23 protein-coding genes and 1 pseudogene are annotated in these 26171 nt (G+C 72.8%); 10 read left to right on the top strand and 14 right to left on the bottom strand.

Annotation, left to right across the window (positions count from 1 at the left end; genetic code table 11):
- Window positions 1–2 precede the first annotated feature (2 nt).
- Both AB0J53_RS26855 and AB0J53_RS26860 read right to left on the bottom strand, forming a co-directional pair.
- On the bottom strand, window positions 3–1796 hold the full coding sequence (locus AB0J53_RS26855; RefSeq protein WP_364177092.1) for a glycoside hydrolase family 15 protein: 1794 nt from the start codon (window positions 1794–1796) through the stop codon (window positions 3–5).
- 38 nt (window positions 1797–1834) lie between these two features.
- On the bottom strand, window positions 1835–2311 hold the full coding sequence (locus tag AB0J53_RS26860) for a MerR family transcriptional regulator (protein ID WP_364177094.1): 477 nt from the start codon (window positions 2309–2311) through the stop codon (window positions 1835–1837).
- Between the two features lie 46 nt (window positions 2312–2357).
- Here AB0J53_RS26860 and AB0J53_RS26865 point away from each other — a divergent pair, with 46 nt between their 5' ends.
- Window positions 2358–2951, top strand: coding sequence for a methyltransferase domain-containing protein (locus tag AB0J53_RS26865; RefSeq protein ID WP_364177097.1), 594 nt, complete (start codon window positions 2358–2360; stop codon window positions 2949–2951).
- On the opposite strand, the gene AB0J53_RS26870 is transcribed toward AB0J53_RS26865, so the two are convergent.
- From AB0J53_RS26870 to AB0J53_RS26880, 3 genes and pseudogenes are all read right to left on the bottom strand, one after another.
- Window positions 2942–4252, bottom strand: a complete 1311-nt coding sequence (locus tag AB0J53_RS26870; RefSeq protein WP_364177100.1) for a hypothetical protein — start codon at window positions 4250–4252, stop codon at window positions 2942–2944. The two genes, AB0J53_RS26865 and AB0J53_RS26870, sit on opposite strands and share 10 nt — an antisense overlap.
- An 11-nt stretch (window positions 4253–4263) precedes the next feature.
- Window positions 4264–4368 (bottom strand): annotated as a pseudogene (locus AB0J53_RS26875) (SDR family oxidoreductase); the annotation flags it as partial.
- 51 nt (window positions 4369–4419) lie between these two features.
- Window positions 4420–5388: a hypothetical protein gene (locus AB0J53_RS26880; RefSeq protein ID WP_364177103.1), complete on the bottom strand. Its 969-nt coding sequence runs from the start codon at window positions 5386–5388 to the stop codon at window positions 4420–4422.
- Window positions 5389–5421: 33 nt separating this feature from the next.
- Here AB0J53_RS26880 and AB0J53_RS26885 point away from each other — a divergent pair, with 33 nt between their 5' ends.
- On the top strand, window positions 5422–5853 hold the full coding sequence (locus AB0J53_RS26885) for a MarR family transcriptional regulator (RefSeq protein ID WP_364177106.1): 432 nt from the start codon (window positions 5422–5424) through the stop codon (window positions 5851–5853).
- Here AB0J53_RS26885 and AB0J53_RS26890 read toward each other — a convergent pair.
- From AB0J53_RS26890 to AB0J53_RS26915, 6 genes are all read right to left on the bottom strand, one after another.
- The gene (locus AB0J53_RS26890; RefSeq protein WP_364177109.1) at window positions 5831–6319 is read right to left on the bottom strand and encodes a hypothetical protein; all 489 of its coding nucleotides are present in this window, start codon (window positions 6317–6319) and stop codon (window positions 5831–5833) included. The genes AB0J53_RS26885 and AB0J53_RS26890 overlap by 23 nt on opposite strands.
- A 79-nt stretch (window positions 6320–6398) precedes the next feature.
- The gene (locus AB0J53_RS26895) at window positions 6399–9503 is read right to left on the bottom strand and encodes a DUF5722 domain-containing protein (protein ID WP_364177112.1); all 3105 of its coding nucleotides are present in this window, start codon (window positions 9501–9503) and stop codon (window positions 6399–6401) included.
- Window positions 9504–9514: 11 nt separating this feature from the next.
- A complete protein-coding gene (locus AB0J53_RS26900; protein ID WP_364177115.1) occupies window positions 9515–10966 on the bottom strand; it encodes an extracellular solute-binding protein in 1452 nt (483 codons plus the stop codon).
- A gap of 49 nt (window positions 10967–11015) precedes the next feature.
- Window positions 11016–11840 carry a carbohydrate ABC transporter permease gene (locus AB0J53_RS26905; protein WP_219500261.1) on the bottom strand — a complete coding sequence of 275 codons (825 nt, stop codon included), beginning with the start codon at window positions 11838–11840 and terminating at the stop codon, window positions 11016–11018.
- Window positions 11837–12727: a sugar ABC transporter permease gene (locus tag AB0J53_RS26910; RefSeq protein WP_308125605.1), complete on the bottom strand. Its 891-nt coding sequence runs from the start codon at window positions 12725–12727 to the stop codon at window positions 11837–11839. Before AB0J53_RS26910 ends, AB0J53_RS26905 begins: the two co-directional genes overlap by 4 nt.
- Window positions 12728–12897: 170 nt before the next feature.
- Window positions 12898–16035: a family 78 glycoside hydrolase catalytic domain gene (locus AB0J53_RS26915; protein WP_364177120.1), complete on the bottom strand. Its 3138-nt coding sequence runs from the start codon at window positions 16033–16035 to the stop codon at window positions 12898–12900.
- Window positions 16036–16217: 182 nt separating this feature from the next.
- Here AB0J53_RS26915 and AB0J53_RS26920 point away from each other — a divergent pair, with 182 nt between their 5' ends.
- Window positions 16218–17252: a LacI family DNA-binding transcriptional regulator gene (locus AB0J53_RS26920; RefSeq protein ID WP_308125604.1), complete on the top strand. Its 1035-nt coding sequence runs from the start codon at window positions 16218–16220 to the stop codon at window positions 17250–17252.
- Window positions 17253–17344: 92 nt separating this feature from the next.
- Window positions 17345–18886, top strand: coding sequence for a DUF5722 domain-containing protein (locus AB0J53_RS26925; protein ID WP_364177123.1), 1542 nt, complete (start codon window positions 17345–17347; stop codon window positions 18884–18886).
- Here the strand turns inward: AB0J53_RS26925 and AB0J53_RS26930 are convergent.
- Window positions 18871–19215: a methyltransferase domain-containing protein gene (locus AB0J53_RS26930; protein ID WP_364177126.1), complete on the bottom strand. Its 345-nt coding sequence runs from the start codon at window positions 19213–19215 to the stop codon at window positions 18871–18873. The two genes, AB0J53_RS26925 and AB0J53_RS26930, sit on opposite strands and share 16 nt — an antisense overlap.
- A 65-nt stretch (window positions 19216–19280) precedes the next feature.
- Here AB0J53_RS26930 and proS point away from each other — a divergent pair, with 65 nt between their 5' ends.
- The 3 genes from proS (at window position 19281) to AB0J53_RS26945 (ending at window position 22343) form a co-directional block, all read left to right on the top strand.
- Complete coding sequence (proS, locus tag AB0J53_RS26935) at window positions 19281–20714, top strand: proline--tRNA ligase (RefSeq protein WP_364177128.1); 1434 nt, start codon at window positions 19281–19283, stop codon at window positions 20712–20714.
- Window positions 20715–20790: 76 nt separating this feature from the next.
- Window positions 20791–21465, top strand: a complete 675-nt coding sequence (locus AB0J53_RS26940; RefSeq protein ID WP_364177131.1) for a helix-turn-helix domain-containing protein — start codon at window positions 20791–20793, stop codon at window positions 21463–21465.
- Window positions 21462–22343 carry an alpha/beta fold hydrolase gene (locus AB0J53_RS26945; RefSeq protein WP_364177134.1) on the top strand — a complete coding sequence of 294 codons (882 nt, stop codon included), beginning with the start codon at window positions 21462–21464 and terminating at the stop codon, window positions 22341–22343. Before AB0J53_RS26940 ends, AB0J53_RS26945 begins: the two co-directional genes overlap by 4 nt.
- Here the strand turns inward: AB0J53_RS26945 and AB0J53_RS26950 are convergent.
- Complete coding sequence (locus tag AB0J53_RS26950) at window positions 22297–22569, bottom strand: hypothetical protein (RefSeq protein WP_219500250.1); 273 nt, start codon at window positions 22567–22569, stop codon at window positions 22297–22299. The two genes, AB0J53_RS26945 and AB0J53_RS26950, sit on opposite strands and share 47 nt — an antisense overlap.
- A 128-nt stretch (window positions 22570–22697) precedes the next feature.
- On the opposite strand from AB0J53_RS26950, the gene AB0J53_RS26955 reads away from it, so the two are divergent.
- The 3 genes from AB0J53_RS26955 (at window position 22698) to AB0J53_RS26965 (ending at window position 25381) form a co-directional block, all read left to right on the top strand.
- Window positions 22698–23639 (top strand): histidine kinase, encoded by a 942-nt coding sequence (locus AB0J53_RS26955; RefSeq protein ID WP_364177138.1) that lies wholly within the window; start codon window positions 22698–22700, stop codon window positions 23637–23639.
- Window positions 23636–24277 carry a response regulator transcription factor gene (locus AB0J53_RS26960; protein WP_364177141.1) on the top strand — a complete coding sequence of 214 codons (642 nt, stop codon included), beginning with the start codon at window positions 23636–23638 and terminating at the stop codon, window positions 24275–24277. Before AB0J53_RS26955 ends, AB0J53_RS26960 begins: the two co-directional genes overlap by 4 nt.
- A 69-nt stretch (window positions 24278–24346) precedes the next feature.
- The gene (locus AB0J53_RS26965) at window positions 24347–25381 is read left to right on the top strand and encodes an iron-containing alcohol dehydrogenase family protein (protein ID WP_364177300.1); all 1035 of its coding nucleotides are present in this window, start codon (window positions 24347–24349) and stop codon (window positions 25379–25381) included.
- 7 nt (window positions 25382–25388) lie between these two features.
- On the opposite strand, the gene AB0J53_RS26970 is transcribed toward AB0J53_RS26965, so the two are convergent.
- On the bottom strand, window positions 25389–26156 hold the full coding sequence (locus AB0J53_RS26970; protein ID WP_219500383.1) for an amino acid ABC transporter ATP-binding protein: 768 nt from the start codon (window positions 26154–26156) through the stop codon (window positions 25389–25391).
- Between the last annotated feature and the right edge of the window lie 15 nt (window positions 26157–26171).

Raw genomic sequence — 26171 nt, forward strand, 5'->3', positions numbered from 1 at the left:
CACTAGGCGCGGCGACCGACAAACCCGTCGCGTGCGTGGGAGGCCCAGTCGTGCAGGGCGTCGGTGTGGCCGGCGGCGTCGAGGTTCAGGGCGGCCTCGATGAGGGCCAGGTGGGTGAACGCCTGCGGGTAGTTGCCGAGCATGGCGCCGTCGGCGGCCATCTCCTCGGCGAACAGGCCGAGCGGGCGGGCGCGGGCGCACAGCGTCTCGAACCGGTCGCGCGCCTCGGCGGTACGGCCCGCCAGCACGAGCGCCGACACCATCTCGAACGAGCACATCAGGAACGCCCCCTCCGGCCCGTCGACGCCGTCGCCGGTGGCGTCCGGGTCGTAGCGGTGGACCAGGGCGCCCCCTTCGCCGAGCCGGGCCTGGATGTGGTCGAGGGTGCCGAGCACGCGCGGGTCGCGGCAGTCGAGGAAGCCGACGAGCGGCACCCGCAGCAGCGACGCGTCGGCGCCGGGCGAGCCGTACGACTGCGTGAACGCGCCGATCTCCCGGTCGAAGCCGCGCGTGAGGATCTCGTCGCGGGCGGCATCGCGCTCGCGCCGCCACGCGTCGATCGGGGCGCCGGTCGAGCCCGTGGCCTCGGCCAGCCGGACGGCGCGGTCGAAGCACACCCAGGCGTACAGGGTGGTGTAGGTCCAGTGGCGTGGGTTGTGGCGCACCTCCCAGGGGCCGTCGCCGGGTTCGCGCCAGCGGGCCGCGCACTGGTCGACGAGCCGCCACAGGCTGTCCAGCTCTTCGCCGGTGAGGTCGCCGGTGACGTCGTGGTAGGCGAGTGCGGCGTCGAGCACGTGGCCGTAACCGTCGAGCTGGTGCTGGTGGAAGCCGTCGTTGCCGACGCGGACGGGCCGCGACCCGGCGTAGCCGTCGAGGTGGCCGAGCGTCGTCTCCCGGGCGACCTCGCCCCCGTCGACGGCGAACATGGGCGGCAGCCGGTCGTGGCAGCTCGCGCACCGGTCGAGCACGAACCGCAGGTAGCGGCCCGCCTCCTCGCGGTGGTCCAGGCGCAGCAGCGCGAGGACGGTGAGCGCGCAGTCGCGCTGCCAGGCGTAGCGGTAGTCCCAGTTGCGCGGGCCGCCCGGCCATTCGGGCAGCGACGTGGTGGGGGCGGCCAGCAGCGCCCCGGTCTCGTCGTACAGCAGGCCGCGCAGCACCACCGCGCTCTGCCGCACCTCGGCCGCGCCGACGCCGGAGTAGCCGGACCGTGCCGACCAGGACCGCCACGACCGTACGGTCTCGTCGAGGAGGGCGTGGGCGTCGGCGGGGGCGCGCTCGCCGGTGTAGGCGAGCGTGAACGCCACGGACTCGCCCTCGCGCAGCGACGCTTCTGGCGGGCCGGTGAGAACCGCCCCGTCGTCCTCCACGAGCGTGTCGTCGCGCCGGGTCCAGCGGGCGTCGCGGGTGGCGTAGCCGGGCCTGGCCAGCACGCGGGAGCGGACGCGCGCCCGGCCGCGCTCGCAGGTGGCGAGCCGGACCAGCCGGTGGACGGGTTCGAGACCGCCGTCGCCGGTGGTGGCGAGGAAGTCGTGCACGGCCACGACGCCGTCGGGGCCCTCCCAGCGGGTCCGCAGCACCAGCGTCTCGTCCAGGTAGCGGCGCTCGCGCACCGAGGCGCCGTCGACGGTCAGCTCCCACGCGCCGCCGCCGCGCCGGTCGAGCAGCCTGGCGAACAGGCTGGGCGCGTCGAAGCGCGGCGCGCACATCCATTCGACCGCGCCGTCCGGGCCGACGAGGGCGCCGGTGTGGCAATCGGACAGGAAGGCGTACGCGCCGATCGGCGGACAGTCGCTCATCGTCCCCTCATCCCCGCCGCGGCTCCCGAGTCGGCAGGTCAGGGCTGCCCGGAGGGCTCGGCGGCTAAACCGGGCGGGCCGCCCGCGCCCCGCAGGCCGTGCTCGGCGGCGAGCTGCTCCGGGGACACGCCGTCGAGCAGCCGGTCGAGCTCGCCCATCAGGAAGCCGCACTCACGCACCGGATGCTCGGTGGGGCAGTCGAGGGCGTGCCGCAGTACCTCCTGGGCGGTCCGGGCGCGGGCGACGAGCGCGTCCAGCGCGGCCAGCGTGCCGGTGACCTCCTCCCGCCAGCGCGCTCCCGGCGCGTCCAGCACCGCGCCCGCCGTGTCGAGCGGGATGCCGAGAAGCTGCGCCGTCCGCAGGAAGGCCAGCCGGCGCAGCTCCTCGACGCCGTAGACGCGCCTGCCCTGCCTGCGGCCCACCGGCCGCACCAGCCCGCGTTCGTCGTAGTAGCGCAGCGCGGAGGCGTTCAGGCCGAGCCGCCGGGCCGCCTCACCGATCGGGATCAGGTCCATGTCTCCCATTTGACTTCAACCCGGCTTGAACCGCTTGGCTGAATTCATGCCAACCACGACATCCTGGATCGACGGCCGTTCCTACGACTCGCCCTTCACGCATCCGGTGGGGTGGGTGGGCCGGATGGCGGGCCGGTTCATGCTCTGGACGAATCGGCACCAGAAGGAGATCCTGCCCCTGGTCGCCGCCGGGCCCGGGCAGCGGGTCCTGGAGATCGGCTACGGCGCTGGCGGCCTGGCCCGGCTGCTCTGCGCGACCGGCGCGCGGGTGTGCGGCGTCGACCCGTCACCCGACATGCGCCTGCTCGCCGCCCGCCGCGCGCCCGCCGCCGACCTGCGGCTCGGCACCGCCTCCGACACCGGCTTCCCCGACCGGGCGTTCGACCGGGTGGTCTCGGTCAACACCGTGGCGATCTGGCCGGAGCTCGCCCCTGCCGTGCGCGAGCTGCACCGCGTCACCCGGCCGGGCGGGCGGACGCTGATCGCCTGGCACGGCGGCTCCGCGCCGTCCCGGGTGGCGCGCGGCCTGCGCATGTCCGACGCCAGCCTGGAGCGGGTACGGGCCGCGCTCGGCGACGTGTTCGACCGGGTGGACCGGGAGGAGCTGTCCGGCCTCACGGTCTTCGTCGCTCACCGGTAGTCGATCACCCGCTCGCTCCTGCCGGGATAGACCATGACGAGGACGTGCTGCGGGGTCCACGCCTCCCAGTCGGGCTCGCGGTAGTGCACCCGGACCCGGTAGCGGCCCGCGCCCCGGACGGCCAGGTTCGGTAGCCCCTCCCCGGACATGGCCTCCACCAGCTCCAGCACCCCGGTCGGGCTCTCGTAGCCCAGCTCCACGACCCGGTCCCAGCCCTTGGTCTCGACCGGCGGCCGGCGGTCGTACGCCTCACCGGTCAGGCAGTTGGTGTAGTCGGAGTGGGTGGTGATCAGCAGGTGGCCGCGCCGGGCGGCCACGAGCCCGTCGTCCTGGGCCCTGTTCAGCAGGTCGTCGTCCAGCGCCTCCTCGGTCTCGACGGCCTCCATCACGCCGTAGTCGGTCAGCATGCGGTCGTGGGCGACGCGTACCGGCCTGATCCTCGGCCGGTGCCTGGCGCGGTCGCACACGGCCTGTTCGGCCGCCTCCTCCGCCTCCCAGGCGGCCTGGTCGGCGGCCTGGGCACGCCGCAGCACGTCGGCCGCCGGCGGGCAGATCGGGGCGATGGCGTACGCCTCCGTGGGCTCGCCGCGGAAGGCCGCGCACCGCTGCCGCCCATAGGCGAGGGCGAGGTGGTCGCCCACCTTGGTGAACCTGCCGTCCTGGCGCAGCCCGCAGAGGTAGGCGCCCGTGCCGGACTCGCAGCCGCCGGTCGTGATGGGCCCCGGGGTCAGGTCGGCGGCGGGGAGGAACGCCAGCGCCCCCAGAGCCGTCGCTCCCGCCACACCCCGCCGGAACCACCGCGAACGCACCATCCGGCGCGTCCGGAGCCTGGGACCGCGCGCGGCGACCAGCACGCAGAGGGCGGCGATCGTGGGCGCGACGTCGTTCCGGAGGAAGAAGCGCGCTCCCTCGACCCCGCCCCACATCTCCAGGCACTGCCGGTCGATCGCCATGTCCACGCCGAACGCGATCAGGCCGTGGCCGTACAGGAGCAGGGTCACCACCGCGGTCACCCGGGCCAGCACCCGCCCGATCCGGGGCCGCCCCAGCCGGGTCGTCAGCCAGTGCGCCCCGAAGGCCGCCACGATCAGCGGCGCCGCGTTGTACCAGAGCAGCGGCACCCGTTCCACCAGCGGCCACACCCTGTCCGGGATCTCCCAGCGCAGGTCGGCGCCGGGGCAGAACCCGCTGGAGAAGTACCCGAACGCCAAGGTCTCCCCGGTCAGCGACAGCAGGTAGGCGACCCCCGCCGCCGTCGCCGTCAGCGCGGCCGACCACCATAATCGTGATCTTCGAGTCATGCCCCCAGAACTTACCCCGCGACCCCGACAAGCCCGCCGTCCACGACGAGGTCCTGGCCGGTGATGTACGAGGCGTCGTCGGAGGCCAGGAAGGCCACGGCCGCCGCCACGTCCTCCGAGAGCCGCCGCCGCTCACCGGCGGAGTGCAAAGGGGACATTCCTCAACCCTAGCCGCGCACGGCGGCGACCAGCCTCATCCCGCCCCAGAGCAGGGCGGCGAGCACCGCGACGAGCAGGTATTCGATGGCCGGGATGCGCACCACCTCGTCGAGGCTGCCCCAGCCCCGCACCGCGTAGACGGCCACGACGGCGGCCACGTAGCCGGCGGCGAGCGCCCAGCGGGCCGGGACGCCGAGGCCGAGCCCGTGCATCTGGGTGAGGACGAACACGCCGAGGAAGCCGAACAGGAACATCGGCCACAGCCCGCCGGGCCCGGTGCTCATGACGGCGACCAGCGTGCCGTGCGCGGCGACCAGCAGCTCCAGGGTGAGCGTCCACCAGCGGTTCGTGTGGGCCCGGGTCAGGAAGAGGCTGCCCTGGAGCAGCAGCAGGAACATGTAGAAGAACCCGATCAGGTGCCCGCTGGTGGTCTCCATCGGGTGGTACCAGAACGTGTAGACGGCGGCCCAGCTGAACAGGTAGCCGTGGTAGCGGCGGGCGAAGTCGACGACCCCGGCGGAGATCGGCGCGGGCCGGCCGGCGAACAGGCCGCGGCGGCGGTTCTCCATGAGCAGGACCACGACGAGCAGCAGCACCACCGAGCCCTGCGAGCTGAAGATCGACACGTCCTGGGCGAGGCCGTCGTAGAACACCTGGGTCTGGAGCTGGTGCAGCACGATGAAGCCGAAGTTGACCGCCAGCGCCACCACGTTGACCCGGTGGAGGCCGGAGGTGTAGCTGCGGACGCGGGTCTGCGCGTAGTAGATGACGCCCCAGAGCGCGAGCTGGTGTCCGGCGTAGCCGAGCCAGGCCGACAGGCGGGTCCAGACGGTCGGCTCGGGCAGCTTCCAGTAGTACCAGGCCGCGCCCTGGTCGGGCAGGAGCGCGACCTGGAGGCGCTGCCCCGCCACCCAGACCAGGCCCGTCAGCACGGCGCTGGCCACGACTCCCCAGAGCACGACCCGATTGCTCAGCATGCTGAACATTATGAACTACGGGACAATGTGCCGGTGGACGAGGGAGAGGCGATCCGCGGCGACATCGCCGCCTGGCCGACCGGGCGCCTGCTGTCGGTGGCGGCCCGCGTCGTGGAGGGCCGCTTCCACGCGTTCCTGGAGGCGCACGGCCTGACCCACGCCGGGCTGATCGCCCTGCACCACCTGGCGGCGGGCCCGCTCTCGCAGCGGGAGATCGCGGCGCTGTGCCGGGTGACCGACCAGACGATGAGCCGCACCGTCGAGCACCTGTGCCAGGCCGGCCACGTCGAGCGCCATCCCGACGACCGCGACCGCCGCCGCATGCTCGTACGGATCACCGAAGCGGGCGCCGCCGCACTGGCCGCCGCCCGCCACGAGGAACGCGCTTCCGAGCACCTGATGGGCTCCCTTGACGATTACGACTGGTTCCGCGAGCAGTTGATCAAGCTGATCGCAGCCGGCTGACCACCGGGAGCCGATGGGCGTCGGCCGCCCACAGCGCGATCGCGATGTAGAGCACCTGCTCAGGCACGCGCAGCCACAGGGGCGAGGCGTCCGGCACGTCGGCGACGGCCGCGTAGACGTTGGCCGGCAGCACCAGCAGGAAGAACAGCGCCAGGCAGAGCCCCGCGGCCCGCCGGGTGGCGCCGAGGACGAGCCCGGCCGCGCCCGCCAGCTCCAGCACGCCCGTCGCGTACACCATGAAGCTCGGGAACGGGACGAACGGCGGCATCATGGCGACCATCGACGCGTGGTTGGGCATGAACGTGACGCCCGCCGGGACGAAGTGGGCACTGGCGGTGAGGACGAGCATGACCGCGAGCCCGTGCGCCGCGCTGACCTTCCAGGTGGCGAAGCGGCGGACGCCGAGCGCGCCCAGCAGCCTGAACAGCAGGAGCGCCCCGACCAGGACGCCGATGACGATGAACATGATCGACCCTCCTTCTGGATAGTGACACTATCCAGTGATTAACTAGATAGTAGCACTATCCAAAAGGGGGAACAAGGGGTCAGGAGATGCTGCGGCCCTCCACGGCGTCGAGCAGCAGCGGGGAGGCGCCGGCGTCGCCGCGGACGCCGAAGCCGTAGCGGTAGCCGGCCCGCACGTCCGGGTCCGACAGCTCGGGCAGGTGCTCCAGCGTCGCCACGGTGACCAGCTCCCAGCCCGATCCGGTGTCGGCGTACATGGCGGCCCGGTCACCCACCAGCGACAGCGCGAACCGGCCGCCGTCCGGGATCGTCACGCCCTGCTTGATGCCGAACACCGCCAGCCCGCCGGGCACCTGCGGCCCGCGCACCTCGAAGCCGGCGAACTTCTGCGTGTTCACGTAGAAGGCCACCACGTCCGTTTTGCCGTCCTTGACGAGGCCCGTGTAGACGGTGTCCATGTCGGTGGAGTCGCCCTGGAACTTCCGGATGGTGATGGCCGTACTGAACGCCGGGTTGCGCGGCGACACGCCCGACGACAGCAGCCCGAACCAGCCCGCCGTCGCGTTGCCCGCCGACAGCGCGCCGTCCGCGTAGCTCACCCGCGGCAGCTCCTTGTTCTCCGGCTCCACCCGGTGGACCTGGTAGTCGCCGGCCGTGTCGAAGCCGTCGGCCAGCTCCTGGTTGGCGAAGGCGTCGGGCGCGGGCGGCACGTAGCCGGCCTCCGGCGGCAGCCGGAACGTCACCCGGTGCTCCTGCCGCAGGTAGGACGCGCACACGATCGGATACTCGCCGTCGGCGGGCCCGTACGCGGTCAGCTTGGTGTCGAACGTGCGGCTCTCGCCGGCGCGCAGGCCGGTGACGCGCAGCGCCGCCGGGTCGACGGTGACGCCGTCGCAGGCCGTGAGCCTGACCTGGCCGGCCATCGGCAGCACGTCGCGGTTGGTCACGGTGAAGGTGACCGTGGAGCCGACCAGGCCGCGCTCGGCCGTGGCGGCGGTGATCTCGACGTTGCGCCGGTCCGGGGCGGGCAGCGCGGCGGCGGCCAGGCTGAGCCTGTCGATCTCGTACGAGCCGGCCCAGTCGGAGCCCACCGAGCCGCGTACCCACACCTTGACGCGGGAGATCGCGTCACGCGCGGCCCAGCGGGACAGGTCGAGCGTGAGCCTGTTCCAGCCGCGCGCGGGGTCGATCGCGCCCACGCCTTCTGCCACGGCGCCGTCGCGCCCGTACACGCGGATCTTGGCGGAGAACGCGTTGCCCGGTTTGAAGCCGTCGTCGGCGCTGTCCGGCACCCGGATCGACACCGAGAGCCGCGCGGTGCGCGAGGCGTCGAGCGGCTTGCCGAACAACACGTCGGCGCCCTTGTACGACTTCGCGTACTGGGACCAGCCGGGCAGGTCGCGGTCGAAGCGGACGCGCAGCGCGTGCCCGCCGTCAGCGGCCACCCGCTCCACGGCGGCGGCGTTGTCCGAGGGCCGCCAGCCGTCCGTGCCGGTCTCGAAGCCGGACACCACCCGCTCGGCCACCGGCTTGGCGTCGAGCTGCGCGCCGACCGTCACCGGCGGCTTGCGGACCGCCAGCTCGGCCGGGTCGAACCCGGGGATGACGTCCTTCCAGTCGGAGATCCCGATGATCTCCTTGGCGAACTCGGTCACCTCCAGCGACCGCGCGGTGTCGATGGCGGCGAACACCTCGTGCACCGGCTTGCGCTCGCCCGCGTTGGACGGCGAGGCGTGCTCCTCGTCCCACGTCCACAGGCCGAGCCGCAGCCCGCCCTCCTGCTTGTGGTCGACGTGCCGGTGCAGGATGAACGAGTCGATCCCGTCGGCGAAGGCGACCTTGTAGTAGGCGTAGGCATAGGCCGCGGCCTGGAGCCTCAGCTCCTTCGCGGTGTAGTCCTGCGAGTTCAGGCCCTGCTCCGACAGGATCACCCGCCGTCTCTCACCGCCGTACGTGAGGTGCTCCTGGGCGAGGTAGCGCGGCAGCAGCTCGATGTTCTTGAACGTGATCCGCATCGTGTCGAAGCTGTCCGTGGCGGTCTTGTCCTGCCAGAACGCCGGATTGAACAGGTTCTCCGGATACGGGTGGTAGGCGATGTGCCAGTCGAAGTCGCCCTGCCTCTTGGTCAGCGCGTTGAGCCCGTCGACCACGTCGCGGCCCTTGTAGGTGTACTTCGGGTCGTCGTTGGCCGCGCCGGTCCAGAAGTGCGTGAGCGAGGTGTAGACGCGGGCGGCGGCGTCGGACTTGCGCACGGCCTGCCAGGTCAGCCGCATCGCACGGGTGTACTGGTCGAGGAAGACGTCACGGTCCTGCGGGCCCATGTTGTACCAGAACTGCTGGGCGTCGATCTCGTTGCCGACGATCCAGCCCCACGCCCTGCCGTACTGGCCGTCGGCCCGGCTGTAGCGCTGGGCGAAGAACTCCATCGCGGCGGTGAAGTGCGCCTCGCCCTCGGCCGTCTTGGTGTTGAACGCGTAGACGGTGCCCTTGCCGAGCTCGGCGTCGGGGTGGATGAGCGTGCGGGCGGCCGAGTTCGGCGCGGTGCTGTTGTAGACGAGCACGATCAGGTTGACCAGGACGCCGTTGTCCGACAGCGGTTTGACCTGGGAGTCCACCCCGGCGACGGCGCCCCGGTCGAAGTAGTAGGTCCTGCCCTGCGAGACGAACTCGATGGTGTTGCCCGGCGCGCCGGGGCCGGACATCATGACCGAGTCGAGGGCCAGGTTGATGCCCGCGTGCTGGACGCCGATCTCCTCGGCGTCGTCGGTCATCTGCACCTGCAGACCCTTTTTGGACGAAATTTCGGGATAAGGGGTCTGGCTGGTGGGCCGGAACGTCAGCTTGTCGGCGTAACGCACCTCGCCCAGCGGCCCGTCCGCCCCCACCGCGACGAACTTGTCGTGCAGCCGGTCCTGCTCCCCCTCCATCCGGGGCACCTCGACGCGGAACTCGCCCGCCTCGACGCTCGCCACCGGCTCCTCACCCTCGTGGCCGTCCTGCCAGGCGTCCAGCGCGTACAGCCGGGCGGGCCCGGAGGCGGTGCCGGTGACGGTGATCGTGCTCTCGCCGACCTCCACCCCGGTCACCCCGGTCACCCCGGTCACCTCGGCAGCCGCCGCCCGCGCGGGCAGGCTGACGAACAGCATCGGCACGGCCAGCGCGAAGGCCGTCAATAAGCGCAGCATCCCATCTCCTCCTACTTCGCCCAGTCCTCGTCGCCCCAGGCGTTCTTCTTGATGCCGGCCTCGACGCCGCGGTCCCACCACTTCGCCAGGTCGTCCAGCTCCTCCTCCAGCGACCGCTCGCCGAGCAGGTAGCCGTCGAACACGTCGCGGAACGAGGTCCCCTCGGGCCCGCCGGGCAGCCCGGTGACCCGGAACGTCTTGCCCCACTCGCCCTCCAGCAGCCCGGCGGTCTCGGGCGACGGCTCGACGCCCTCGATCGCGGGCAGGCCGCCGGTCGCGTCCAGCCACGGCTTGATCGCCGGGGAGCTCATGTACTGCAGGAACTTGACCGCCGCCGCGTACTTCTCGCCCTTGACCGTCGACGGGATCATGTAGCTGGTGCCGCCGATCGAGGCGCCGTAGCGGGCCGGGGCGTCGCTCGACAGCGGCGTGGTGGCCTTGGTGATCGTCGGGAACGGCATCGTGGCCAGCGGGAACTTCGCGTCCGCCTTCAGCGCCTCGACGGCGAAGTCGGTGCCCCACGACATGGCCGCCTTGCCGGCCACGAAGTCGCGGTAGCCGACCGTCGCGCCGCCGTCGGCCACGCCCGTCCAGTTGGGCGTGCCGCAGTCGAAGAACTCCTTGTAGAGCTTGAGCGCCTCGGCGACCTCGGGCGTCTTCGTGCTGAGCGTGCCCTCCTTGATCGCCTTGCTGAGCGACTTCTCCGTCACCAGAGGCGCGACGGTGGCCTTGCCGGGCTTGCCGGTGGCGTCGAAGAAGTTCCACTCGTCGTGGTACTTGTCGACGAGCTGGGTGCTGATCGACTCCCAGGTCCAGCCCACGGCCATGCCGCCCTTGTCGAGCGCGACCGGGTCGTAGCCGGCGTCCTTCAGCTTCTTGCAGGCGCTCCTGAAGTCCTCCCAGGTGGCCGGCGGCCCGTCGAGGCCGGCCTTGGCGAAGGCGTCCTTGTTGTAGAACAGGCCGATCGCGACCAGGTTGAACGGGATGTACTCCAGCTTCCCGCTCTCCTTGCTGAGCGCCTTGGCGACGCCGGGGCCGAAGTAGTCCTTCTTGAACACGTCGAGCCAGCGCTGGTTGCCCGGCACGTACGGGTTGGGCTTCTGGAGCTCGGCGTCGAGGGCGTGCACCTCGTGCGCCTTGTGCGGCGGCTGGTTGAAGACGAGTTCGGGCGCGGTTCCGGCGGCGAGCTGGGTGGTGATCGTCTGGGAGAAGCCGTCGAGGGGCAGCACCTGGGTCCTGACCTCGATGCCGGGCTCGCGCTTCTCGAAGGCGTCGACGATCGCCTCCCAGGCGGGGCCGAAGCTGCTGCCACTGGAGTTCCACTGGTTGGGGCCGGCCAGGGTGATCGTGACCTTGCCGTCGGCGCCGGTCGCGCCTTTGTCGCCGGTGCCCAGCAGGCCGCAGCCTGTCAGGGCGAGCAGCATGGCGGCGCCCGCCAGCCCGCTCTTGGGGGGTGTTCTCATGAGAGCTGGGTCCTTTCGTGGTTGATACGTTTCAAACAACCGCATGACCTCACTTGCCGGAGACGATGCCGCCCTGGATGCCGGCCAGGAACCACTTCGACAGGAACGTGAACAGCGCCAGCAGCGGCAGGCTGGCCAGCACGTATCCGGCGAACAGCGGCCCCCACTGCTGCACGTTCTGGTTGGCGAAGAACGCCAGGCCGGCCGGGATCGTCCGGAACTCGTCGGTCTGCACGGTGAGCAGCGGCCAGAAGTAGTCGTTCCACACGCCCAGCACGGTCATCAGCGCCACCGTGCCGATGACCGGCCGGGCCAGCGGCAGCATGAAGGCCAGGAACAGGCGGACGCCGCCGGCCCCGTCCACCCGCGCCGCCTCGAAGATCTCCTCGGGGATCTGCGCCATGTAGGTGCGCATGATGACGATCCCGAACACCGTGTTGCCGGTGACGTGCGGAATGATCAGCACCAGCCGGCTGTCCAGGATGCCCAGGTCGCGCATCAGCACGAACAGCGGGATCAGGCTGGTGATCGACGGCACCATGAGCAGCGCCGCGATCAGCCCGAACAGCGCGCCGCGCCCCGGGAAGCGGTAGCGGGCGAAGACGAACGCGGCGGCGGGAGCCAGCACCAGCGTGCCCGCGATGGCCAGCCCCGCCACCACGAACGAGGTGAACAGGTACGGGCTGACCTGCTCCCAGGCCACCGCGTAGTTGTCCAGGTGGACCGGCCAGGCCGGCGACCAGTAGCTGGCGAAGAACTGCTCGTTGTCCTTGACCGAGGCGGCCAGCATGAACAGGTACGGGAACAGCCCGGCGAAGGCGAGCACCGACAGCGCCGCGCCCGCCACCAGGTTGGTCCTGCGCGTGCGGCTCACGCTCCCGCCTTCCTGCCGAGAACCAGCGAGACCAGGCTCACGCCGAGCGTCAGCGCGAACAGCACGGTGCCGAGCGTGGCGGCGTAGCCCCAGCTCGTGTCCAGGAAGGCGGCGTCGAGCATGCGCAGCACCGGCACCTGGGTGGCGTTGTCCGGGCCGCCCTTGGTCATGATGTGCGCCTGCATGCCGTACTGGAGCACCGAGATCACCGCCAGCACGAACAGCAGCTTGACGTCGCGCAGCATCATCGGCAGGTCGATGCTCCAGAAGCGGCGCAGCCGCCCGGCCCCGTCGACCTCGGCGGCCTGGTAGATCTCCGCGGGCACGTTCTGCAGGGCCGACAGGAAGACCAGGAACGGCAGGCTCGCCACCCAGGGGAAGCCGATCGTCATCAGCGCGACCAGGGCGGTGTCGGGGTCGCCGATCCAGTTGGCGGCCACCCCGTCCAGTCCCACCGCGCGCAGCAGGCTGTTGATGACGCCGTCGCGCGGGTCGTACATGAACTGCCACAGCAGCACGTTGACCACCGCGGGGAAGGCGAGCGGGAGGATGAGCAGCGTGCGGAAGACGAAGCGCAGCCGCTCGCTCGACAGCGACATCACCAGCTCGGCGGCCAGCAGCGGGAACACCCACATGAGCGTGACGGCCCAGACGAAGATGACGCCGATGTTGCGGAACGAGGCCCACCACAGGTCGTCGCCGAGCATCGTGAGGTAGTTCTCGAAACCGACGAAGGGCGACTCGAAGCCCGGCCGCCACTCGAAGAGCGAGTGGACCATGCCGTTCAGCGCGGGGTAGTACGCGAACGCCGCGAGCAGGGCGAACGTGGGGAGGAGAACGAGATAGACGCCCCACGGGAGCCGGCGGCGCGCCTTTGTGCTGGTCACGATGGAACTGCCTCTCACCTTGCCGTGTCCTGCGTTGATTTGAACGTTTCAGACACGTTTCGAGTCTCGCGATCCCCTCTATTTGTGTCAATAGCCTGGGATAACGGTTTGTTCACCGTGGCTGCCTTAAACCCGACATTTCGGGATGTACGGGCAGCCACGGTGAAACGTTAAAACGTCCGGAACGCGTACGTGCCGGAACCCACCCGGAAGACCGACCCGCCCTCGTCGCCGGGCCGGTCGAACAGCACGCCCGGCGACTCCGCCACGGGCGACCCGCCCTCGGTCACCCGCTCGGGCGGCGCCGGCACGTGCACCTCGCCGCGCGTGCCTGCCGGCAGCACCACGTCCAGCGCGAAGCCGTCGTCCCCCTGCCGCCAGGCGACCTCCACCCGGCCGTGCCGGGTGCGGTGCGCGGTGCGCGCCCACGTGATGCCGCCGCCGGGGCGCGGGCGCACCACGACGTCGGCGTAGCCGGGCGATCCGGCGGCCAGCCCGCCGACCGTGCGGTACATCCAGTCGCCGACGGCCCCGTACGCGTAGTGGTTGAAGGAGTTCATGCCCGGGTCCTGCAACCCCCGGTGGTGGCTCCAGGAGTCCCAGCGCTCCCACATCGTCGTCGCGTCGCCGTGCACGACCGGGTAGAGCCACGACGGGAACGTGTCCTGCGTCAACAGCCGGTACGCCACGTCCAGCCGCCCGGTCGAGGTGAGCGCGTCCAGCAGGAACGGCGTGCCGAGGAAGCCCGTCGACAGGTGGCCGCCGCGCGCCTCGATGTCGCCGGCCAGCCGCGCGGCGGCCCTGGGCAGCTCGTGCTCCTCCAGCAGCCCGGCCGTGATGGCCAGCACGTACGCGGTCTGCGTCCCGCTCGCCACCACGCCGGGCCCCTCGACGAAGGCCGCGCGGAACGCCTGCCGGACGCGCCCGTACAGCTCCATGCAGGCCCGCTCGTCCTCGCCCCGGCCGAGCGTGCCGGCGAGCCCGGCGAGCTGCCGTGCCGACAGCGCGAAGATCGCGGTGCCGACGAGCCGCTTGGGCGTCTCGGCGCCGATCGACAGCCAGTCCCCGAACCCCTCCTCGGGGAAGACGCCGTTGCCGGAGCGCTGCTCCAGGTACGCCAGCCAGCGCAGCATCGGCTCGAAGCAGGCGGCGACCACCCCGGCGTCACCGCGCAGCCGGTGCAGCGCCCACGGGAGCATCACCAGCGCGTCGCCCCAGCCGGGCGAGCCCGCCTCCTTGGCGTTGGGCGACAGCCCGCGCCCCGACAGCACGTCGGGCGCCACGTGCGTGACCGCGCCGTCGTCGGCCTGCGCGTCGACCACGTCGGCCAGCCAGCTCCGCAGGAAGGCGGCGGCGTCGTAGTTGAACAGCGCGGTGGGCGCGAACGCCCAGATGTCGCCGGTCCAGCCCAGCCGCTCGTCACGCTGCGGGCAGTCGGTGGGGACGGCCACGAAGTTGCCCCGCTGCCCCCACACGATGTTGCGCTGCAGCTTGTCCAGCCGCTCGTCGGAGCAGGCGAACTCACCCGCGGGCTCCATCGCGGCGTGGGCCACCCGGGCGATGAGCTCCGCCGGGGCCTCGCGCAGCCCTGACACCTCGACATAGCGGAAGCCGTGGAAGGTGAAGCGCGGCTCGAACGTCTCCGCCCCGCCGCCGCGCGGCAGGAACTCGTCCGTCGCCCGCGCCGAGCGCAGGTTGGCCAGGTGCAGCCCGCCCTCGTGGTCGAGCACCTCGGCGTGGCGCAGCACCACCGGCCGGTCGCGCCCGGCGCGGCCGGTCAGCCGGACCCAGCCGACCAGGTTCTGCCCGAAGTCGGCGATCCACACGCCCGGCCGCCGCTCCCACACGGCCACGGGCTCCAGCTCCTCGTGCACCCGGATCGGCGGCGCGACGGCGGCGGTCAGGCGGCCCGAGGGCGGGCTCACCGGCACCGCCGGCGCCCAGCCGGAGTCGTCGAACCCGGCCGCCGTCCAGCCGAGCGGCTCGGCGGCCAGGTCCTGCCGCTCGCCGTTCTGCAGGTCGGCGTAGCGGATCGCGCCCGACCCGGCCCGCCAGTCGCGATCGGTGCACAGCCGCGTCACGCTGCCGTCGTCGTGCAGGATCTCCAGCTCGGCGCGGAAGGCGAGCCGCCTGCCGTACTGGAAGGACCCGAACCAGCTGATGTGGCCCGCGTACCAGCCGTCGGCCAGGACCGCGCCGATCGCGTTGCGCCCCTCCGACACCAGCGCCGTCACGTCGTAGGTCTGGTACGTGACGCGGTGGCGGTAGTCGGTCCAGCCGGGGGCCAGGTGGTCGGCGCCGACCCGGGTGCCGTTCAGGTGCATCTCGTAGACGCCCAGCGCGGTGGCGTACAGCCTGGCCCGGCGCACCGGCGACGGCACGCCGAACTCGCGGCGCAGGTAGGGGCTGGGCCGGTCGCCGATCGGCTCGCGGCCGTGCGGCGGGTCGCCGTGCAGGCCCACCTCCTCGGCCAGCGACCACCCGGAGTCGTCGTAGCCCGGCTGCTCGAACCCGTCGCCGGGCTCGCCGCTCGCCCGCCACCGGCCGCCGGACGTGACGGTCACCGCGCTCTCCCCGGCCACCGGCACGAGCTGCGGCAGCACCGGCCGGCCCTCGACCACGACCTCCAGCCGCACGCACAGCCCGGACCCGTCAGCCCTGATCGCGAGCACGTTCTCGCCCGAGGCGACCAGGTCCCCGGCCTCGGCCACGAACGCGCCGTCGCGCGTCTCCCCCGCGACCGGCTCGCCGTTCAGGTACGCCTCGACCGCCGTGCCGCCGCCGATCACCAGCGACGCCGACAGCGGCCTGGCCCCGCCCGGCACGGTGAACCGGGTCCGGAACGCCCCGCTCTCCGCCGGCGACGGGCCGAGCGGCCCGGCCACCCAGACGCGCGGCACGTTCTCCAGCGACGGCAGCCGCTCCGAGCCGGGTACGGCGGGTGTGCCGATCCAGCCGGCCGTCCAGCCGCCGGCGTCGCCCAGCCCGGTCTCGAACCAGTGCGCCGGGCCCCACGCCGACCACGCGCCGCTCTCGTCGGCCACCCTGACCCGCCAGTGGTAGCGGGTCCGCGGCCGCAGCTCCGTCCCGCCGTACGGGACGTCGTACGTCGCGGCCGAGGTCACGTCGCCGCTGTCCCAGACCAGCTCGGCCCCGTCGTCCACCGGGTCGCCCTCGCGCGCCACGATCAGCCGGTACGCGCTCTGCGCCCGCCCGCGGCCGGGGCCGGTGAGCCGCCAGGAGAAGCCGGGCGCGCGCACGTCCAGGCCCAGGGGCTCGCTCAGCCCTTCCACCCGCGGATCGGTCACGGCGAGATGCATTGGACTCCCAAGCTAGTTGAAACATTTCAATATCTGCGCACCGTAAACAGTCCGAGGTCTCCGCGTCAATGCCCGCTCCCCCAGGCCCGGCCCGACGGCACGGTCGGCTGAAACATTTCAACAGGTAGACTGGACGCTTCCAGCCAGGTGACCAGAAGGGCTTTCCCCCGGTGACCGACATCCACAGGCCGGCCGAGCGCCGCCGGCTCAGCATGGTCGACGTCGCGGCCCACGCCGGCGTGTCCGTGGGCACGGTCTCCAACGTGCTCAACCGGCCCGAGCTGGTCGCCGAGCCGACGCTGCGCCGGGTGCGCGCCTCCATCAAGGCGCTCGGCTTCGTGCCCAGCGCGCCCGCCCGGCAGTTGCGCGGCGGCTCCGGCCGCTCGGTGGGCGTCATGGTGCGCGACATCGGCAACCCGTTCTTCTCCGAGGTGCTGCCCGGCATCGAGACCAGGCTGTCGCAGGAGCAGCTCCTGCTCGTGCTCTGCAGCTCCGGCGACTCGATCGAGAAGGAGGCCCACTACCTGCAGATCCTGGAGCAGCACCGGGTGCCCGGCATCCTCATCACGCCCGCCGGGCAGGACATCTCCCACCTGGTCGAGCTGCGCCGGCGCGGCATCGGCATGGTGCTGCTCGACCGGCCGGGCGCCGACTCCCAGCTGTGCGCGGTGGCGGTCGACAACGTCCGGGGCGGCGAGCTGGCCGGCGCGCACCTGCTGTCGCTGGGCCACCGGCGCATCGCGTTCCTCAACGGGCCGCCGATCGTGCGGCAGTGCGCCGACCGCAGGGAAGGGCTGGTCAAGGCGGTGCGCGCGGCCGGGCTCGACCCCGACGAGGTGATCACCGAGATCACGCTGCCCGCGCTCACCCCGCGCGAGGGTGAGGCCGCGCTGGAGCGGCTGCCGGCGCGCGGCGGGCCGACGGCGCTGTTCTGCGTCAACGACACGGTGGCGCTGGGCGCGCTGCGCGGGCTGGAGCGGCGCGGCGTCTCGGTGCCGCACGACATGGCGGTCATGGGCTACGACGACGTGGAGTTCGCGGCGCTGCTGTCGCCGGCGCTGACCTCGGTGCGCCAGCCGAAGCACCAGCTCGGCCAGGCCGCCGCCGAGCTGCTGCTGACCGACGCGCGGGGCGACTCGGGCCACTGGCACCAGGAGATCGTCTTCCAGCCGGAGCTCATGGTCAGGGCGTCGACGAGCGGCTAGGCACGTTTCAAAGCCGATCCCCGCAGGAAAACGGGTCTTGCCGGGCTGCCTTCTGGGCGTCATTGTTGAGACGTTTAAATCCAGGAGGTCCCATGCGTTGGCTCGTCGCCTTCCTCTTACTCCTCGTCGCCGCCGTCCCCGCTGACGCCACAGCCGCGTTGCCGTACCCGACCCGCTCCGACTACCGCATCAAGGGCCTCCAGCCGGACTTCTGGCCCGACAAGAACGAAATATCCGGCAACAACGCCGGCGGCGTCGCCATGAACCTCGTCTGGTCCGACTGGGAGCCCAGCGTCAGGACCCCGCCGTGCGCCACGGGCGCCCAGGAGTTCGGCGGACGCTGCTACACCGTCAACGCCGCCGTCGACGCCGCCGTCAAGGACTGGACCGCCCGCGGCCTCGTCGTCACCGCCGTCGTCTACGGCACCCCCGCCTGGGCGCGGCAGGGCCGCACCTGCACCCCGCACGCCCCCGGCTTCGAGAAGTTCTGCGTGCCGAACGACCCCGCCGAGTACGGCCGCTTCGCCGGCATGCTCGCCCAGCGCTACGACGGGCAGCACGGCAACGGCCGCATCGCCGACTTCGTCGTCATGAACGAGGTCAACAGCAACATCTGGTTCGACATCGGCTGCGGCCAGGGCACGCCCTGCGACACCACCGCCTGGCTCGACGCGATCGCCGCCACGTACAACGCCGCCTACGACGCCGTCATGGCCCAGCAGCCCACCGCCAAGGTCCTCACCTCGCTCGACCACTACTTCGGCACCGCCTACGACCGGCCCGCCGCGCACGAGGCCATGCTGTCGGGCATGACCGTGCTCAAGGGCCTGGCCGCCCGGGCGGGCAACCGGGCCTGGCGCGTCGCCTACCACCCGTACCCGCCGAACCTGCTGGCGCCGCAGTTCTCCGCCGACGACTTCCCCCGCGTCACCTACGGCAACATCGGCGTGCTCGTGGGCTGGCTGCGGCAGCAGTTCCCCGGCACGCCCTCGGCCTGGCAGGTGCAGCTCACCGAGAGCGGCGTCAACTCCCTGTCGCCCTCGTCGGAGGCCGCCCAGGCCGCGCAGCTCTGCAACAGCTTCCGCAACGTCCTCGGCACCCCGGGCATCGAGAGCTACATCTGGCACCGCATGACCGACCACCCGGACGAGACGGCCGCCGGCCTCGGCGTGGGCCTGCGCCGTACCGACGGCTCGGCCAAGCCCGCCTGGGCGACCTGGGCGCTGGCCAACCGCGCCGACCTGTCGCCGCCCCGGCTGTCGTGCGGGTTCGAGCTGCTGCCCCACACCCAGCTCCGGCGCGGCTACGACCCGGCCAAGGGGCACGTGGCCACCTCCCGGCTGCTGCCGCCCGGCTTCACCCACGAGCGCGTGTGGAAGCTGCTGCGCAACCAGGCGGCCGGCACCGTGCCGCTGTACGAGTGCAAGGTCGCCGCGCACACCATGCTCACCCGTGACCCGGGCTGCGAGGGCCAGTTCGCGATGGGGCCGGTCGGCCACATCCACACGAGCCAGGTGCCCGGCTCCGTCGCCCTGCACCGGTGCCGTTCGGCGGGCGGCGACCACCTCGTCACCGACCAGGCCGGCTGCGAAGGTCTCGTCCACGAACAGGTGCTGGGCTACGCGCTGACCTGACCCTCGGGCCGGGCGCGCACGCACAGCAGGGTGTCGCCGCCGGTCAGCACCTCGGTGGCGAACCCGTCCAGCCGCAGCCGCCCCAGCAGGTCGGCGTCGGTCAGCGCCGCGGTCCGCAGGATCGCCCGCCCGGCGGCGACGTGGTGGGCGTTGCGCTGCCGGGCGGCCTCGATCATCGTGGCCGAGCGGTCGATCGCGGTGACCGTGGCTCCGGCGTCGCAGGCCAGCTCGACCGCCACGCCGCGGCCGCAGCCGATCTCCAGGATCCGCTCTCCCGCCTGGACGCCGAGCGTGTCGACGGCCCAGGCCAGCCGTTCCGGCACCGCCATGCGGGCACCCTAGCAGCGGGCCGGAACGCCGAAAATCCCTGGACAGCGCCCGATATTCTCTGTGGATGGGACGTGATGAACGCGGTGTGACACCTCAGAGCGAGGACTTCTCTGCCTGGTACAACGAGCTGGTCGCCAAGGCCCAGCTGGTGGACCGGGGGCCGGCGAAGGGCACCATGGTCATCCGACCGTATGGCTACCGGCTGTGGGAGCTGCTCCAGGGAGAGCTGGACTGGCGGATCAAGGACACCGGTCACGAGAACGCGTACTTCCCGCTGCTGATCCCGGAGAGCTACCTGCAGCGCGAGGCCCAGCACGTCGAGGGCTTCTCGCCGGAGCTCGCGGTCGTCACGCACGCGGGCGGCAAGGAGCTGGAGGAGCCGCTGATCGTGCGGCCGACCTCCGAGACGATCATCGGCGAGATGATGGCCAAGTGGATCTCCTCCCACCGTGACCTGCCGCTGCTGCTCAACCAGTGGGCCAACGTGGTGCGCTGGGAGATGCGGCCCCGGATGTTCCTGCGCACCACGGAGTTCCTCTGGCAGGAGGGCCACACGGCGCACGCCGACCGGGACGACGCGATGCGCGAGACGATGCTGGCCCTGGACCTCTACGCCGAGGTGGCGCGCGACATCGCGGCGCTGCCGGTGGTGCCGGGCGAGAAGACCGCCGGGGAGCGGTTCGCGGGTGCGGAACGCACGTTCACCATCGAGGCCATGATGCGCGACGGCAAGGCGCTCCAGGCGGGCACCTCCCACTACATGGGGACGAACTTCGCCGAGGCGTTCGACATCCGCTACACCGCCGAGACGGGCAGGCAGGAGACCTGCCACACGACGTCCTGGGGCATGTCGACCCGGATGATCGGCGGCGTGATCATGACGCACGGCGACGACAAGGGCCTGGTGCTGCCGCCCCGGCTCGCGCCGCACCAGGTGGTGATCGTGCCGATCGGCCGGGGCGACGAGGTGCCGGCGGCGGCCCGCGACCTCGCCGGGCGGCTCCGGGCGGCCGGGGTGCGGGTGCACGTCGACGACCGCGCCCACCTGTCGCCGGGTTACCGGTTCAACGACTGGGAGCTGCGCGGGGTGCCGGTCCGGCTGGAGCTCGGGCCGCGTGACCTGGAGTCCGGCACGGTGGTCATGGTCAAGCGGCTCGGCGACGAGGGCAAGCAGCCGATCCCCCTCGACTCGTCCGCCGAGGTGCTGCCGGGGGTGCTGGACGACTTCCAGGCGTTCCTGCTGCGTCGGGCCACCGAGTTCCGCGACGCCCACACGCGGGCGGCCGGCGACTGGGGTTCGTTCACCGATGCCGTCGCCTCGGGCTGGGCGCTGGCCCCGCACTGCGGCGAGCCCGCCTGCGAGGGCGACATCAAGGCCGAGACCGGCGCGACGCCCCGGTGCGTCCCGCTCGACGGGGCCGCCGAGACCGGGGTCTGCGTGCGCTGCGGCCGGCCCGCCGCCTACGGCAAGCGGGTGGTCTTCGGCCGCTCCTACTGACCGGGCCGGCCTCCCGGGATCGGCGGTAGTGACCAGAACTGCTAGTGTGGTCACTACCTCGATCCCGGGAGGCCGCATGCCACGCCCCACGATCCCCGACCGCGCCGCGGTGATCCTCGACCACGCCCGCGCCGTGATCCTGGAGAAGGGCTACCCGCGCGCCACCATCGCCGACATCGCCCGGCGCGCCGGCATCGGCAAGGGCGCCGTCTACCTCGACTTCCCCTCCAAGGAGGCGCTGCTCGACGCCGTGCTGGCGCGCTCCATGCGGGAGCTGGCCGCCGCCGTGCGCGGGCGCGTCGAGCGTCACGACGGCCCCGTCACGCTCTCCGAGCTGTACGGCATCAGCATGGACGCGCTGCTGGCCGACGAGCTCATGCTCGCCTTCTACCTGGCCGACACGGCCGTCCTCGGCGACTACGTACGCGACAAGGGCCCCGAACGGTACGGGCCGCGCCTCGACTGGCTGACCGGCTACGCGAGCGACCTGCGCGAGGCCGGGCTGCTGCGCGGCGACGTCGACCCCGACGCGGCCTCGCTGGTGATGTCCGTCTTCTCCGTCGGCCTGATCAACGCCGCCCCCGTGCTGGGCGACCTGCCCCGCGAGCGGCTCGCGCGGGCCGTACGCGAGATGAGCTCGCTGATCAGCGCCGGCTGGGAGCTCGACCCCGCCGGGGCCGACGCGGCGGCGGTGCGCCAGGCGCACGCCACCCTGCTCGACCGGCTCGACGCCCAGATGGGAGCACCATGACCACCTCCACCACCGTGCTGCGACTCGACGGCGGCCCGCTCAGCGTGCACCGGAGCGGAGACCCGGCCGCCCCGCCCGTGGTCCTGCTGCACGGCGCCATGCTGGACGTCGCCCCGCTCATCTGGCGCCACCTGATCCCCGCCCTGGCGGTCACCCGGCACGTGATCGCCCCCGACCTGCCCCGGCACGGCGGCTCACGCCCCTGGACCGGCACCCTGGACCAGCAGCGGCTGGAAGGCGTGCTCGACGACATGCTCGACCGGCTCGGCGTCGCCCGGGCCCCGTTCGTCGGCCTGTCGATGGGCGGCGGCCTCGCCACCGGCTACGCGCTCACCCGCCCCGAACGGGTCAGCGCGCTCGTCGCGGTCAACCCGGGCGGGCTGGACGACGTGCGCCCCTGGCAGTTCGTCACCTGGCTCGCGCTGCGCTTCCGGCCCGCGCTGCGCTGGACCATGAAGTGGCTGGCCTCCTCCGCCTATCTGCGGCGTTCCATGGTCGACGCGCTCGCCGAGGGGGAGCGTACGCGCGACTTCGCGGAGGTGATGGCGATGACCGAGGCCGAGGCGCGCGCCCGCGCCGCGCACGGCGAGGCCGCCCTGGACGACTGGCAGATCACCGCGTACGGGCCGCGCCGCATGCGGCTGAACCACCTGCCGCACCTGCACCGGCTCGCGGCGCCGTCGCTGTGGGTGCACGGCGAGCACGACACCGCCGTGAACGAGGCCGTCGTCCGCCGCGCCGCCTCGCTCGCCCCCGGCGGCCGCTACGCCGTCGTGCCCGGCGCGGGCCACCTGGCCCCGCTGGACCGGCCCGACGAGGTCAACGCCCTGGTCATGGGCCTGCTGGACGAAGTTCAGCCGGTTCGTCGGCGAATGTGATCACGATGTAGCGGCCGTTGGCGTAGCTGACCACGGGCCGCCCCAGCCTCTCGCCCGCCTGCCGCGCGACCGCCTGGAACAGCTCCACCATCTCGGGCGTGTCGGCGCTCACCCGGAACCGCCCGTGCGTGGTGAGGTGCTCGACGACCAGCGGCACGAAGCCCGCCTCACTCCGGGCCCTTTCGTCCGTGGTGAGCGGGGTGCGGCGGAACGCGGGCTGCGTCATCACTGGTCTCCTTACGACGGCCGCCTCCCAGAATGCCACCCCGCCGACCGCACCCACCGCATGAACCGGGCGGAATCGTCCTTTCGGCCGGTGCAGCGGGGCGGGACCGGCGGCCTACCCTGAACCGCGTGAACGGCCGGGACCGACGGGACGAGCGTACGCGGGCGACGGCGGAGGCCGGGCTCGCGGCGGTGTTCGCCGTCCTGCTGGCCTTCTGGGCCCGTCAGGTCGCCACCAGCTGGGGCCCCGGCTACTGGGCCTTCGGCTGCGTGGCGGGGGCGATCGTGTGCGGGCTCGCCCTGGCGCGCCGGCGGGCGCGGCGGCTGACGGCGTTCGCCGGGTTCGCCGTCGCGGTGGCCGCCGCGCTGACCTCCCGGTCGGCCGGACTGCCCGCCGAGCCGGGCCCGGCGATGGCGCTGGGGCTGTCCGTGCTGGTCGGCTCGGCCGTCCGGGTGCTCCCGGTCCGCCAGGCGGCCGCCGTCGCGGGCGGCGGGCTGGCGGTGGCCGCCTGCACCCTGCTCACCGCCCGGCCGTCCGCCGCGCTCCCGCCCGTGCTGGCGCTGAACCTCGGCGCGTGGCTCGCCGGGGCCGCGACCGGCCTGGCCGTCCGCCTGCTGCACGCCCGCCGCCACGCCAGGGCCGAGGACGTACGCCGCCACGAACGCCTCAGGCTCGCCCGCGAACTGCACGACGTCGTCGCCCACCACGTCACCGGCATCGTGCTCCAGGCCCAGGCCGCCCAGGTGCTCGCCCGCAAACAGCCCGACCGGGTGAGCGGCTCGCTGACCGGCATCGAGAGCGCCGGCTCCGACGCGCTCGCCGCCACCCGCCGCCTCGTCGGCCTGCTGCGCGAGCCCACCCCGCCGCCCCGCGAAAGCCTCACCGACCTGGTCGGACGCTACGACGCCCCGCCCGCCCCCGCCCGCCGCCCTCGCCGCGGCGGCTACGGCCTGCTCGGCATGCGCGAACGCCTCGACGCCCTCGGCGGCACCCTCGACGCCGGCCCGCGCCCCGAGCCGGGCGGCTGGTCCGTCCGCGCCACGCTCCCCCTGCCCGGGGAGCGGCCGTGACCGTCAGCGTGCTGCTGGCCGACGACCAGGCGATGGTACGCGCCAGCCTGCGCGTCATCCTGGAGGACCGGCCCGGCTTCGAGGTCGTCGCCGAGGCCGCCGACGGCGACGAGGCGATCACCCTGGCCCGGCGGCTGCGCCCCGACGTGTGCCTGGTCGACGTGCGGATGCCGCGCCGCGACGGCGTCGAGGTCACCCGCGCCCTGGCCGGCCCCGGCGTGCCCGACCCGCTGCGCGTCGTCGTGGTCACCACCTTCGACCTGGACGAGTACGTCCACGGCGCGCTGCGCGCCGGCGCCGCCGGGTTCGTGCTCAAGGACGCCGGGCCTGACCTGCTCGTGGAGGCCGTCCGGGCGGCGCACGCCGGGGACGCGCTCATCTCCCCGTCGATCACGCCGCGGCTGCTGCACCACCTGACCTCCGCCGGGGCCCCGGCCCCGCGCGTCCCCCTGTCGGACCGGGAGACCGAGATCGTCCGCGCGCTCGCCCGGGGCCGCACCAACCACGAGATCGCCGCCTCGCTCTCCATCTCCCTCAGCACCGTCAAGGGCCACGTCTCGACCGTCCTGACCAAGCTCCCCGCCCGCAACCGCGTCGAGATCGCCGCCTGGGCCTGGGAACACGGCCTCATGACCTGACCTCCGGCCTATGATCGGCCGGACACCCGGCCACCGACGACAAGGACACCCATGCCCCTGCTGGCCCGCATGCTCGCCGCGCCCCTGTTCATCGACGTACGGGCCGGCGCGGTCGCCGGTCTGGGCACGCTGCTGTCCGACCTGCAGATCGCCCGCAGCGGCCGGGTGGCCGTCGCCGTCGGCCCCAGCCAGGGCGACGCCATCCGCGACGAGCTGCGCATCGACGGCGCCGAGGTGCTCCGCATCCCCGACGGCAGCCTGGCCTCGGCCGTCGAGCTCGGGCAGCGGCTGCGCTCCGGCCAGTTCGAGGCGATCGCGGGCATCGGCGGCGGCAAGACCATCGACGTGGCCAAGTTCGCCGCGCACATGGCGGGCATCCCGATGGTCGCGGTGACCACGAGCCTGGGCCACGACGGCATCGCCTCACCCGTCAGCACGCTGCGCCACGAATCGGGCACCGGCTCCTACGGGGTCGTCATGCCGACGGCCGTCCTGGTGGACCTCGACCGCGTCCGGTCCGCCCCGGCGGCGCTGTCCACGGCCGGGATCGGCGACGTGATCAGCGACCTGTCGGCGGTGGCCGACTGGGAGCTGGCCGCGGCGGAGGTAGGCGAGCAGATCGACGGCCTGGCGGTGGCGATGGCCAGGTCGGCGGCCCTGGTGGTGCTGCACCAGCCGGGCCCGGCGCGCGGCGACGAGTTCCTCACCGTGCTGGCCGAGTCGCTGATCATGTCGGGCATGTCGATGGCCGTGGCGGGGTCCAGCCGCCCGGCCAGCGGCGGCGACCACGAGATCATGCACGCCGTCAACGAGCTGTTCCCCGGCACGGCCAGCCACGGCGAGCTCGCCGGAGTGGGCGCGCTGTTCTGCACGTTCCTGCGCGGCGACGACGCCAAGGCCGAGCTCATCTCCGCGTGCCTGCGCCGCCACGGCCTCCCGCGCACGCCCGCCGACCTCGGCCTGTCGGATGCCGACTTCGCCAAGGCCGTGGCGTACGCGCCGCGCACCCGTCCGGGCCGTTACACCATCCTTGAACACCTCGACCTCTCCGAGCCCCAGCTCACCGACCGCGTGAGCGCCTACGTCAAGACGTTCACGGCCTGACCACTCCTCAGGCGTCCGATCGGAGGGCCGCCTCCGGGGCGCCGGGGCCGCGGACGCTGGACAGGAACGCCCTGGTCCGTTCGTGGGCGGGGTTGGCCAGGAGCTCGGCGGGGCGGCCCTGCTCGACGACGACGCCGTCGGCGAAGAAGGTGAGCCGGTCGCCGACCTCGCGGGCGAAGGCGATCTCGTGGGTGACGACGACCATGGTCATCCCGTCGGCGGCCAGGTCGCGCATGACCTCCAGGACCTCGTCGACCAGTTCGGGGTCCAGCGCCGAGGTGGGCTCGTCGAAGAGCATCAGGGCGGGGTTCATGGCGAGCGCCCTGGCGATGGCGACCCGCTGCTGCTGGCCGCCGGAGAGCTGGTGCGGCCGTTTGTGCGCGTGGTCGGCGAGGCCGACCCGGTCGAGGAGTTCGAGCGCCAGCTTGCCGGCCTGGTCCTTGGGGGTGCCGAGGACGTGGACGGGCCCGCAGGCGACGTTCTCCTGCGCGCTGTGGTGGGCGAACAGGTTGAAGCGCTGGAACACCATGCCGATGTTCTTGCGGAAGGCCGCGTACTCCTTGGGCGACCAGGGGTGGTAGCGGCCGTCGCGGAGGGTGTGGCCGACCTCCTCGCCGAGCACGCGCAGGCTGCCGCCGAGCACCGGTTCGAGGCCGTTGAGGCAGCGCAGGAACGTGGACTTGCCGGAGCCGGACGGGCCGATGACGCAGCTGACCTCGCCGGCGGCGACCTCGAAGTCGACGCCGTTGAGCACCTGGACGTCGCCGTAGCTCATGCGCACGCCCGTGGC

The sequence above is a fragment of the Nonomuraea sp. NPDC049725 genome (assembly GCF_040674795.1).
GTDB lineage: Bacteria > Actinomycetota > Actinomycetes > Streptosporangiales > Streptosporangiaceae > Nonomuraea > Nonomuraea ceibae.

Bases quoted from the DNA above. Each gene is read 5' to 3' on its own strand.
- AB0J53_RS26855 (WP_364177092.1), bottom strand. From the start codon at position 1,796: ATGAGCGACTGTCCGCCGATCGGCGCGTACGCCTTCCTGTCCGATTGC.
- AB0J53_RS26860 (WP_364177094.1), bottom strand. From the start codon at position 2,311: ATGGACCTGATCCCGATCGGTGAGGCGGCCCGGCGGCTCGGCCTGAAC.
- AB0J53_RS26865 (WP_364177097.1), top strand. From the start codon at position 2,358: ATGCCAACCACGACATCCTGGATCGACGGCCGTTCCTACGACTCGCCC.
- AB0J53_RS26870 (WP_364177100.1), bottom strand. From the start codon at position 4,252: ATGACTCGAAGATCACGATTATGGTGGTCGGCCGCGCTGACGGCGACG.
- AB0J53_RS26880 (WP_364177103.1), bottom strand. From the start codon at position 5,388: ATGCTGAGCAATCGGGTCGTGCTCTGGGGAGTCGTGGCCAGCGCCGTG.
- AB0J53_RS26890 (WP_364177109.1), bottom strand. From the start codon at position 6,319: ATGTTCATCGTCATCGGCGTCCTGGTCGGGGCGCTCCTGCTGTTCAGG.
- AB0J53_RS26895 (WP_364177112.1), bottom strand. From the start codon at position 9,503: ATGCTGCGCTTATTGACGGCCTTCGCGCTGGCCGTGCCGATGCTGTTC.
- AB0J53_RS26900 (WP_364177115.1), bottom strand. From the start codon at position 10,966: ATGAGAACACCCCCCAAGAGCGGGCTGGCGGGCGCCGCCATGCTGCTC.
- AB0J53_RS26925 (WP_364177123.1), top strand. From the start codon at position 17,345: ATGCGTTGGCTCGTCGCCTTCCTCTTACTCCTCGTCGCCGCCGTCCCC.
- AB0J53_RS26930 (WP_364177126.1), bottom strand. From the start codon at position 19,215: ATGGCGGTGCCGGAACGGCTGGCCTGGGCCGTCGACACGCTCGGCGTC.
- proS (WP_364177128.1), top strand. From the start codon at position 19,281: ATGGGACGTGATGAACGCGGTGTGACACCTCAGAGCGAGGACTTCTCT.
- AB0J53_RS26940 (WP_364177131.1), top strand. From the start codon at position 20,791: ATGCCACGCCCCACGATCCCCGACCGCGCCGCGGTGATCCTCGACCAC.
- AB0J53_RS26945 (WP_364177134.1), top strand. From the start codon at position 21,462: ATGACCACCTCCACCACCGTGCTGCGACTCGACGGCGGCCCGCTCAGC.
- AB0J53_RS26950 (WP_219500250.1), bottom strand. From the start codon at position 22,569: ATGACGCAGCCCGCGTTCCGCCGCACCCCGCTCACCACGGACGAAAGG.
- AB0J53_RS26965 (WP_364177300.1), top strand. From the start codon at position 24,347: ATGCTCGCCGCGCCCCTGTTCATCGACGTACGGGCCGGCGCGGTCGCC.
- AB0J53_RS26970 (WP_219500383.1), bottom strand. From the start codon at position 26,156: ATGAGCTACGGCGACGTCCAGGTGCTCAACGGCGTCGACTTCGAGGTC.